The sequence below is a fragment of the Inquilinus sp. genome (genome assembly GCF_057815775.1).
Genome location: NZ_JBYRFX010000124.1, coordinates 1 through 9734, shown reverse-complemented (window position 1 = coordinate 9734; position 9734 = coordinate 1). Strand labels below are relative to the sequence as shown.

Annotated in this window: 13 protein-coding genes; 3 read left to right on the top strand and 10 right to left on the bottom strand. The window is 68.7% G+C overall.

What is annotated here, in order from left to right:
- Window positions 1–253 (top strand): M20/M25/M40 family metallo-hydrolase (locus tag AC3XYG_RS04645; RefSeq protein ID WP_489138644.1); only part of this gene is annotated, 253 nt, incomplete at its 5' end.
- Between the two features lie 145 nt (window positions 254–398).
- On the opposite strand, the gene argB is transcribed toward AC3XYG_RS04645, so the two are convergent.
- The 6 genes from argB to rpmH form a co-directional block, all read right to left on the bottom strand.
- On the bottom strand, window positions 399–1316 hold the full coding sequence (gene argB / locus AC3XYG_RS04640; RefSeq protein WP_489138643.1) for an acetylglutamate kinase: 918 nt from the start codon (window positions 1314–1316) through the stop codon (window positions 399–401).
- 72 nt (window positions 1317–1388) lie between these two features.
- Complete coding sequence (yihA, locus tag AC3XYG_RS04635) at window positions 1389–2051, bottom strand: ribosome biogenesis GTP-binding protein YihA/YsxC (RefSeq protein WP_489138642.1); 663 nt, start codon at window positions 2049–2051, stop codon at window positions 1389–1391.
- On the bottom strand, window positions 2048–3850 hold the full coding sequence (gene yidC / locus AC3XYG_RS04630) for a membrane protein insertase YidC (RefSeq protein ID WP_489138641.1): 1803 nt from the start codon (window positions 3848–3850) through the stop codon (window positions 2048–2050). Before yidC ends, yihA begins: the two co-directional genes overlap by 4 nt.
- A 46-nt stretch (window positions 3851–3896) precedes the next feature.
- Window positions 3897–4187: a membrane protein insertion efficiency factor YidD gene (gene yidD / locus AC3XYG_RS04625; RefSeq protein WP_489138640.1), complete on the bottom strand. Its 291-nt coding sequence runs from the start codon at window positions 4185–4187 to the stop codon at window positions 3897–3899.
- Window positions 4184–4645, bottom strand: coding sequence for a ribonuclease P protein component (rnpA, locus tag AC3XYG_RS04620; RefSeq protein ID WP_489138639.1), 462 nt, complete (start codon window positions 4643–4645; stop codon window positions 4184–4186). The genes yidD and rnpA overlap by 4 nt, the downstream gene beginning before the upstream one ends.
- A 27-nt stretch (window positions 4646–4672) precedes the next feature.
- A complete protein-coding gene (gene rpmH, locus AC3XYG_RS04615) occupies window positions 4673–4807 on the bottom strand; it encodes a 50S ribosomal protein L34 (protein WP_138887974.1) in 135 nt (44 codons plus the stop codon).
- Between the two features lie 178 nt (window positions 4808–4985).
- Between rpmH and AC3XYG_RS04610 the strand changes: the two genes are divergently transcribed.
- The gene (locus AC3XYG_RS04610) at window positions 4986–5750 is read left to right on the top strand and encodes a methyltransferase domain-containing protein (RefSeq protein WP_489138638.1); all 765 of its coding nucleotides are present in this window, start codon (window positions 4986–4988) and stop codon (window positions 5748–5750) included.
- A 33-nt stretch (window positions 5751–5783) separates the two neighbouring features.
- Here the strand turns inward: AC3XYG_RS04610 and AC3XYG_RS04605 are convergent, their stop codons facing one another.
- The 4 genes from AC3XYG_RS04605 to AC3XYG_RS04590 form a co-directional block, all read right to left on the bottom strand.
- On the bottom strand, window positions 5784–6119 hold the full coding sequence (locus tag AC3XYG_RS04605) for a type II toxin-antitoxin system RelE/ParE family toxin (RefSeq protein WP_489138637.1): 336 nt from the start codon (window positions 6117–6119) through the stop codon (window positions 5784–5786).
- A gap of 6 nt (window positions 6120–6125) precedes the next feature.
- Entirely contained in the window at window positions 6126–6428 is a 303-nt protein-coding gene (locus AC3XYG_RS04600) for a type II toxin-antitoxin system ParD family antitoxin (RefSeq protein ID WP_395672950.1), read from the bottom strand.
- Window positions 6429–6523: 95 nt separating this feature from the next.
- Window positions 6524–7783, bottom strand: a complete 1260-nt coding sequence (locus AC3XYG_RS04595; protein ID WP_489138636.1) for an ABC transporter substrate-binding protein — start codon at window positions 7781–7783, stop codon at window positions 6524–6526.
- Window positions 7784–7864: 81 nt separating this feature from the next.
- Complete coding sequence (locus tag AC3XYG_RS04590; protein WP_489138635.1) at window positions 7865–9052, bottom strand: class I SAM-dependent rRNA methyltransferase; 1188 nt, start codon at window positions 9050–9052, stop codon at window positions 7865–7867.
- Window positions 9053–9153: 101 nt separating this feature from the next.
- On the opposite strand from AC3XYG_RS04590, the gene AC3XYG_RS04585 reads away from it, so the two are divergent.
- A partial coding sequence (locus AC3XYG_RS04585) for a P1 family peptidase (RefSeq protein WP_489138634.1) occupies window positions 9154–9734 on the top strand: 581 nt, incomplete at its 3' end.

Sequence of the window (9734 nt, the reverse complement as noted above, 5' to 3'; positions counted from 1 at the left end):
GGTACGCTTCGACCCCGGCCTGGCCGGGTTGATCGCCGAGGCGGCCGCCGCGCGCGGCCTTGGCTGGCGGCGCATGACCTCCGGCGCCGGGCACGACGCCCAGATGATGGCCCGGATCGCACCGGCGGCGATGATCTTCGTGCCCAGCCGCGGCGGCATCAGCCACAACCCGGCCGAATTCACCGAGCCCGGCCATCTCGCCGCCGGGGCCGAGGTGCTGCTCGACGTGGTGGCGCGGCTGGTGGGCGCCTGACGAGAGTCCGTCCCGGAAGTCGCTCCGGCGAGTCGGCTGGCGTGGTTTTCGAGAACCGGCGCGCAGCGGACTTAACGTCCGTGAGCACCGGAAGCGCAGAAAACCGCGTCAGACGGCCGCCGGAGTAGAATTCCGGGGCGGGCCCTCAGGCCCGGATCAGGGTCCCGACGCCACCTTCGGTGAAGACCTCCAGCAGCACGGCGTGCGGCACGCGGCCATCCATGATCACCGCGCCCTCGACCCCCTGCTCCACCGCCGAGATGCAAGTCTCGATCTTCGGGATCATGCCGCCGGAGATGGTGCCGTCGGTCATCAGCTCGCGCGCCCGGGCCAGCGGCAGCTCGTGGATCAGCGTCTTCTGCTTGTCGAGCACGCCGACGACGTCGGTCAGCAGGAAGAAGCGGGTGGCGTTCAGCGCAGCGGCGATCGCCCCGGCCGCGGTGTCGGCGTTGATGTTGTAGCTTTCGCCGCGCGGGCCGACGCCGATCGGCGCGATCACCGGGATGAAGTCGCTGTCCTCGAACGCCTCGAGGATCTCAGGATTGACCGAATCCGGCTCACCGACGAAGCCGAGATCGAGGATGCGCTCGATGTTGCTGTCGGGATCGCGCTTGGTGCGCTGCAGCTTGCGGGCCGAGATCAGCGCGCCGTCCTTGCCGGAGACGCCGACGGCCTTGCCGCCGACCGACTGGATCGCCGAGACGATCGATTTGTTGATGTTGCCGGACAGCACCATCTCGACGATGTCGACGGTGTTGCGGTCGGTGACGCGCAGCCCGTCGACGAATTCCGACTTGATGTTCAGCCGCTCGAGCATCGCGCCGATCTGCGGCCCGCCACCATGGACCACCACCGGGTTGATGCCGACCTGCTTCAGCAGCACCACGTCGCGGGCGAAGCTTTCGGTCAGCGATTCGTCGCCCATGGCGTTACCGCCATATTTGATGACGAAGGTGGCACCGGCGTAGCGGCGCATGAAGGGCAGCGCCTCGACCAGGGTGTTGGCCTTGTCGAGCGAAGCGGCGGGAAGGACGACGGGCGGGGCGGCGAAGGGCTTGGTCATCGGGCTCGGATCCTGCGAGCAGTTGGCCGGCGCCCTTCTCATGCCCCACCGCGAGGCCGCGATCAACCGCGGTCAGCCGGCCTGGGCGATTCCGGTCAAAAAGGCGCGCAGCTCGGCAATGCCCTCGCCGCTGTCGCTGCTGGTCAGGAACACATGCGGGAACGCGGCGGGGTGGCACTTCAGCTCGGCCTCAACCTCCGGGATCCGGCGCTCGCGCTCGCCCTTGCCGACCTTGTCGATCTTGGTCAGCACCACCTGGGTGGCGACGGCGGTGTCGTCGAGCATCTTCAGGATCTCGATGTCCGAGTCCTTGATACCATGGCGCCCGTCGACCAGCACCAGGGCCCGGCGCAGCGTGACCCGGCCGCGCAGATAGCCCTTGAGCGTCTCGGTCCAGCTGGCGACCAGCGACTTCGACACCTTGGCGTAGCCATAGCCGGGCAGGTCGACCAGCCCGAGCCGGCCGCCGAGGGCGAAGAAGTTCAGCTGCTGGGTGCGGCCCGGGGTGTTGCTGGTCCGGGCCAGGGTCTTCCGCCCGGTCAGCGCGTTGACCAAGCTGGATTTGCCGACATTGGACCGGCCGGCGAAGGCGATCTCCGGCAAGCCCGCGGGCGGCAGCCCGTCCAGCGACGCGGCGCCCCAGGTGAAGTGGCATTCCTGCGCGAACAGCAGGCGCCCCGCCTCGATCGCCGCAGCGTCGAATGCCGTGCCGGCGCCGGCGTGAAGGTCGGTCACCCCTTGCGGCCCGCCGGCTTGCGGGCGGTGCCGTCGGCGTTCTTCTTGCGGGTCACGGAAGGCGGCGCCACCGACACCGGCTCGGCCGAGTCGTCGAGGCCGCCCGAGATCTTCACATGCATCCGCTTCATGATCGACCATTGCTGGAGGATCGTGAGGGTGTTGTTCCAGGCCCAGTACACCACCAGGCCGACCGGGAAATGGGCCAGCATGAAGGTGAAGACGACCGGCAGCAGCATGAACACCTTGGCCTGGATCGGATCCGCCGGCGCCGGGTTCAGCTTCTGCTGCAGGAACATGGTGATGCCCATGATGATCGGCGCGGCGCCGATCATCAGCATCGACGGCGGCGTCCACGGGATCAGGCCGAACAGGTTGAACACCGTGGTCGGATCGGGCGCCGACAGGTCATGGATCCAGCCGAAGAACGGCGCGTGCCGCATCTCGATGGTGACCAGCAGCACCTTATAGAGCGAGAAGAACACCGGGATCTGGATGATGATCGGCAGGCAGCCTGCCGCAGGATTGACCTTCTCGCGCTTGTACAGCGCCATCAGCTCCTGCTGCTGCTTCGCCTTGTCGTCGGCGAAGCGCTCGCGCAGCTTCACCATCTCCGGCTGCAGCGCCTTCATCTTCGCCATCGAGCGGTAGGACTTGTCCGCCAGCGGGTAGAACAGGAGCTTCAGCCCGAGGGTGAAGATCATGATCGCGATGCCGAAATTGCCGACGACGCTGTGGATCCAGGCCAGGATCTTGAAGAACGGCTTGGTGATGATCTTGAACCAGCCGAAATCGATCGCCAGGTCGAAATTGGTGATGTTCAGCGTGTCGGCATAGCTGCTGATCAGGTCGACTTCCTTGGCGCCGGCGAACAGGCGGCCGGTCGATTCCAGGGTCTGGCCCGGGGCCACGGTCTGGATGTCGCCCTGGTAGGTCGCGAGGTAGCGGCCCTCGCCGTCCGACTGGTGCAGGAACTGGGCGTCGACCTTGGCGGCCTGGTCCGGCACCAGCGCCACCAGCCAGTACTTGTCGGTGAAGCCGAGCCAGCCGCCGGCGGTGGTGTACTTGACCGCCTTGTCGTCCGCGATCGTCTTGTAGCTGTATTCCTTGAGGCTGCCGTCGAAGACGCCGTACGGCCCTTCATGCAGCACGGTGTAGCCCTGGGTCACCGGCGTGCCGAAGCGCAGCACGCGGCCATAGGGCGCCAGTTCCACCGGCTTGTCGGTGTTGTTGATGACGCGCTGGACCACGGTGAACATATAGTTCGCGTCGATCGAGATCGCGCGCTGGAACACCAGCCCCTGGCCGTTGTCCCAGCTCAGCACCACCGGCGCATCCGGGGTCAAGGTCTCACGGTCGGCGGTCCACACGGTTTCCGCGTCCGGGATGTGCAGCGCCGTGTCCTTCGGCACCCAGCCGTAATCGGCGTAGTAGGGCGAGACCGCGGCACGCGGCGTCAGCAGCACGATTTCCGGGCTGTTTGGGTCGACCGTCTCGCGATAGTCGCGCAGGGTGACGTCGTCGAGCCGACCGCCGGTCAGGTTGATCGAACCGTGCAGGCGCGGCGCTTCGATCTTGACGCGCTGGGTCTGGGCCAGGGCCTTGTCGCGCTCGACCGGGGCCACTGGTGCGGCACCGACCGTGGTCGGCGCCTGCGGCGATGCGGTCGAGGTGGTGGCGGCCGTCTGCTGCTGCTGCGCCACCGGGGTCGGTTTCGCGGCCGGGAACAGGAACTGGAAGCCGAGAAGAATGGCGATCGAAAGGGCGATCGCCAGGATCACGTTCTTCTGGTCGGTCATCGCATCGAGACTCCGGTCCCGGCGGTGCGGCCGGTCAGTCGTACGGTTATCTGTCGGTGGACCGGGCCGCGCCGCAACAGGTGTCGCGGCCGGACCCGCCGGCAGTCTTGGTCAGGGTATCGGGCACGGGGTCATACCCCGAACCGCCCCATGGATGGCAGCGCGCGATGCGCCGCAGGGCCAGCCAGCCCCCGGCGATCGCGCCGTGCCGCTCAATAGCCTCGATCGCATAGGCGGAGCAAGTGGGCGCGAACCGGCAACTGCGTCCGATCAGCGCCGACAGGCTGTAGCGGTATCCGATCACCGCGCCGCGCAGCAGATGTGCGAGCGGGCTCACGCCCCGGCAACCGGCGCCGGCGCTGCAGCCGGTTCCGCCTCGCGGCGGCCCGGTTCGTGGCGGACAACACCCAGCTTTTCCAGCGCGCGGTCGAGATCGGCGACGAGATCCGGGAAGGAGCGGCGGATGGTCTCGCCGCGCGCAATCAGCACGAGATCGTGGCCCGGGGCAGCCCGGCGGCCCAGCACTTCGGCCGCGGCAGCGCGCAGGCGACGCTTCGCCCGGTTGCGGGCCACGGAATTCCCGACCTTGCGGCTGGCGGTGTAGCCGATGCGGACATCGGCCTGGTCTTCGCCCTGGACCTGATCTTCGCCCGGCGCCGCGCTCCAGCGGCGCAGCTGCACGATCACGCCCGACGCCGCCCATTTCCGGCGGGTCGCGGCCACGGCCAAGAACTCGGCCCGCTTCTTCAGCCGGCCGAGGCGGATCAGGGAAGGATCGTCAAGACGGACGCGCATCCGGTTACCCCGGCGCGAGACGCCGGATTACGCGGAGAGGCGCTTCCGGCCCTTGGCGCGACGATTGGACAGGACGCGGCGGCCGCCGACGGTCGCCATGCGGGCGCGGAAGCCATGACGACGGGCACGCACCAGCTTGCTGGGCTGAAAGGTTCTCTTCACGATCGCAACTCCGGATGGCTCACCTGCGCCCTTCCGGACGCAAAACGGTCGCGGGTTATAGGCAGAAGGGGCGCACGAGTCAATCGATCCGCCCATGACACAGGCGCGCGCCGGGCGCAGCGGCATGGACCGATGCTAGGGGATACGCCCGCGGCCGATTTTCCGATAGAATTTTGTGATGGAATGGAATCCCGCGCAGACCCTGAAATTCGCCGGGCCCCGGCTGCAGCCCGGGCTCGACCTCATCACCCGGTTGCCCGACGTCATGCCGAAACGCATCGTCGACCTCGGCTGCGGCACCGGCGCGCTGGCCGCCCAGCTGGCGGAACGGTGGCCGCGGGCGACGGTCACCGGTCTCGACCGCGACCGCAACGCCCTGCGCGAGGCCCGGGCGACCCATCCGGACCTGGACTGGGTCGAGGCCGACATCGCCGGCTGGACACCGGCCGAGCCGGTCGACCTGATCTTCTCCAACGCGGCGCTGCAATGGGTCGAGGGGCATGAGGCGCTGTTCCCGCGCCTGCTGTCCTTCCTGGCCCCCGGCGGCGTGCTGGCGGTGCAGATGCCGCGCAACTTCGACGCGCCCAGCCATGTGCTGATGCGCGCGCTGGCGACCGAGGCGCCCTGGGCCGGCAAGATCACGCTGCGGCGCCCGCCGGTCGGCATGCCGTCCGCCTATTACGACCTGCTGGCGCCGCGCACCGCCGCGCTCGACATCTGGGAGACCGAGTATCTCCACGTGCTGAAGGGCGACAACCCGGTGCTGCACTGGGTGCGCGGCACGGCACTGCTGCCGGTGATGGCGGCGCTGTCGGGGCCGGAGCTGGACGCCTTCATCGCCACCTATGCGGCCCGGCTGGCCCAGGCCTATCCGCCGCAGCCGGACGGCAGCACCCTGTTTCCCTTCCGCCGCCTGCTGCTGCTGGCCCGGGTGGCGGCGTGAAGCGCCTTAGGAATCGTTAAATCCCCGAGAGGTTCAGTGCGGCACATGCCGTGCGAGGTCCATCGAATCGTGGAGGATGCGCAGCACTTCGATGACGCCTTCGTCGATGACCCGATAGACCAGAATGTGCCTGCCGCGGCGGCCGCGCCTGGCGACATGCAATATGCGGACACCCGTCCGGACCTCGTCGCGTGCCCTGCTGGCCGGAAGGTCCGGCCCGCCTCCCAGCGCCCGGACGGCCTGGACGATCGTTTGCTGATACTCGTTCGCCTGCTTCGGACCGAAGGCTTGGGTGGTCCAATGAAGAATGGAAGCGAGGTCCTGGTTGGCCGCGATGCTTAAGCGAACCTGCCAGCGGCCCCCGGCCATCCGGGATCAGTCCGCCGAACCGGATTTGAGGGCGCCGGCTATTGCTTTCTCGGCTATGGCGTTCATGTGCCGCTCCAGATCGTCCATGGAGTCGAACTCGGTGTACTCCCCGCGCTCCATCGCAGCGATTCCGACGTCGACCGCGGCCCGCAGACGCTCCAGCTTGGCGGCGTCTTCCTGCTCTCTCTGCTCAACCAGCCGGAGCCCCTCGCGCAGGACCTCGCTGGCATTCTGGTAGCGGCCGGACTTCACCAGCCCTTCGATCAGCTCGGCCTGATGATCGGTCACGACAACGTTGCGGGTCGGCATCACGACTGTCCTCTGAACATCCTTGCACGCCCATAAGATAGGGCGATTGGCATAGTATGCCAATCGCCCCGATCGTGTTCAGCCCTGCAGTCCGCTCACTTCCCCGGCGGCTTGTACCAGGCGTCGAGGGCTTCCTGGACCTTGGCGCCGGCCTGGTCGGCGGTCAGGGTGCCGTTCAGCACCTGGGCCGAGACGTTCCAGATCGCCTGGTCGACATTGGGCTTGCCGCGCGACAGGATCTGGTGCGCCAGGCGGATGTTGCTGCCGCAGCTGTCCTTCCAGCTCTGGAACTCTGCCGCCAGCGGATCCTTCAACTCGACCTTGTGGGTCGACAGGGTGAAATAGCCCGGCAGCGCGTTGGTGTAGATCGTCGCGAACTCCGCCGACGCCACCCATTCCAGGAAGGCGCGCGCCGCTTCCGGATGCTTGCTGCCGGCATTCATGCCGAAGCCGATGTCGGTGTGGTTCGAGATGAAGCACGGGTCGCCGGCCTTTTCCACCGGTGGCGGGAAGGCGCCGAGCGGGAAGTCGGCCTGGGCCTCGAACAGCGGGATCTCCCACGACCCGGCCGGATAGATCGCGGCGCGGCCCAGGGTGAACAGGTTCTGGCTGTCAGGGTAGGACTGCGCCTGGTAGCCGTCGGACAGATAGGGCTTCCACTTCGCCAGCTCGGCCCAGGCCGCGACATAGGGAGCATCGCTGAACTTGGCGGTGCCCGCGATCAGCGCCTGGCGGCCGGGTTCTCCGTGCCAGTGGTTCGGGCCGATGTTCTGGAAGCCCATGGTCGCGGCCTCCCACTGGTCGGCGCTGCCGATCGACAGCGGCACGTCGCCGGCGGCCTTGATCTTGTCGAGCAGGGCGAAGAATTCGGCCTGGGTCTTCGGCGGGGTCAGGCCGAGATCGTCGAACATCTTCTTGTTGTAGATGAAGCCGCCGATGACCGAGCCGACCGGCACGCAATAGGTGGTCTTGCCGTCATCGGTGCTCCACGCCGTCTTCGCCGCATCGGTGAAGTTCTCGATGCCCTTGAGGTCGTTCAGCGCCGCCAGATGGCCCTTCTGGAACAGCGCCAGCGAGGCGTCGAAGGCGCGGCAGGCGATGATGTCGCCGGCCGCCCCGCCTTCCATCTTCGCGTTCAGCGCGGCGTTGTATTCGGTCGGGGCCGAGGGCGCGAAGTTCAGCTTGATGCCGGGATGCGACGATTCGAAGGCCGGGACGATCTTGTCCTGCCAGATCTTCAGATCGTCGTTGCGCCAGCTTTCGATCGTCAGCGTGACGTCCTCGGCCCGGGCGATGCCAGTCAGGGCAAACAGTGCCGCCCCCACCAGCAGGGCACGCGATGCGGTGATGATCATGGTCTCAGGCCTCCCCCTTTGTCTGGTCTAGACCAGCGGCTGGGGGCGGGCTTGTCAACCCCGGGCGGCGCGGAACCCGCCTCAGTCGAGTTGGAGCACGATGCCCTTGAGATAACCGCTTTCCGGCAGCAGCGGATGCACCGGATGGTCCGGCCCGGCACCGGACTGGCGCAGGATCCGGCCCATGCGGCCGGCATCGACCAGCCCGCGCGCCACCTGTTCGGCGAACAGCACGGGGTCGACATGGTGGCTGCAGGAAAAGGCGCAGAGGAAGCCGCCACGCTCCGTGATTCGCGCCGCCAGCCGGGCCAGCTTGGCGTAGCCGCGGGAGCCTGTGGCCAAATCCTTCTTCGACTTCACGAAGGCCGGCGGGTCGACCACCACCACGTCCCAGCGCTCGCCCGCCGTGGCGCGGCGTTCGATCTCGGCGAAGGCCTCGCCGCGGGCCGCCGCGACCCGGTCGGCGACGCCATTGGCCGCGGCCGCCTTCAGCGCCAGCTCCAGCGACGGGGCCGAGCGGTCGACCAGCGTCACCGCTTCCGCGCCCGCCAGCGCCGCCTGGATGCCGAAGCCGCCGGTGTGGGTGTAGATGTCGATCATCCGCCGGCCGCGGGCCAGCTTGGCGATGAAAGCGCGGTTGTCGCGCTGGTCGAAGAACCAGCCGGTCTTCTGGCCGCCGAGCGGATCGGCCTCGAACCTTGCGCCGTTCTCTTCCACCGCGACCGGGCCGTCGAGTGCGCCGCGGGCGATCCGCACCTCCTCCGCCAGCCCTTCCAGGCCGCGGATGGCGCTGTCGTTGCGCAGCACGATGGCGCGGGGCTGCAGCAGGTCCTGCAGCGCGTCGCACAACGGCCCTTCCAGCCGGTCCATCAGGGCCGTGTTGCTCTGCATCACCAGCACGTCGCCATAGCGGTCGATGATCAGGCCGGGCAGCCCGTCGGCCTCGGCATGGATCAGCCGGGAGAAGGGCCGGTCGAACAGGCCGTCGCGCAACGCTACGGCTGCGGCCAGGCGGCGGCGCAGGAAGGCGGTGTCGATCGCCGTGGCCGGGTTGCGGTCCAGCATCCGCACCGCGATCAGCGCATGGCGGTTGAAGCCGCCGACGCCGAGCGCCTTGCCGTTTGCCGCCTCGACCCGCACCGGGGCGCCCAGCGGCACCTCGCGCAGTTCCGGGGTCATGGCGATCTCGTTCGAGAAGATCCAGGGGTGGCCGGCGGCGACGCGCTTGTCGCGGCCGGGCTGCAGGCGGATGAGCGGCAGGTCGGTCATGGCGGCGGAGCATAAGGGCAAGCCCGGCGCAAATCACGATCGGCGTTGACGCCGTGCGGGCGGGTCCTGTCTGCTGGCCCCGCCCTGCCGAAGAGACCGCCATGACCATCCGCCCCGGCCCGCGCAATTCCATCACCGACATCGCCGGGCTGCTGGTCGGCCAGGCCGAGGATGCGGCCGTGCGCAGCGGCGTGACCGTGCTGCTGCCGGAGATGCGATGTGTCGCCGGCGTCGATGTCCGCGGTGGCGGCCCCGGCACCCGCGACACTGACGCGCTGGACCCGACCTGCATGGTCGAGGCGGTGGACGCACTGGTGCTGTCGGGCGGATCGGTCTACGGCCTCGACGCCGCGTCCGGCGTGGTGTCCTGGCTGGCGGCGCGCGGTCGCGGCCTGCCGGTGACCGGCACGCATGTGCCGATCGTCCCCGCCGCCATCCTGTTCGACCTGGTGAATGGCGGCGACAAGGGCTGGGGCGACACCCCGCCCTATCGCGCCCTGGCGCTGGCCGCCTGCGACGCCATCGGGACCGAGGTGCGCCAGGGCAATGCCGGCGCCGGCTATGGCGCCAAGACCGCGACCTGCAAGGGCGGGCTGGGCACCGCCTCCGCGGTCGACCCCGAGACCGGCGTCACCATCGGCGCGCTGGTGGCCGCCAACCCGGTCGGCGCCGTGACCATGCC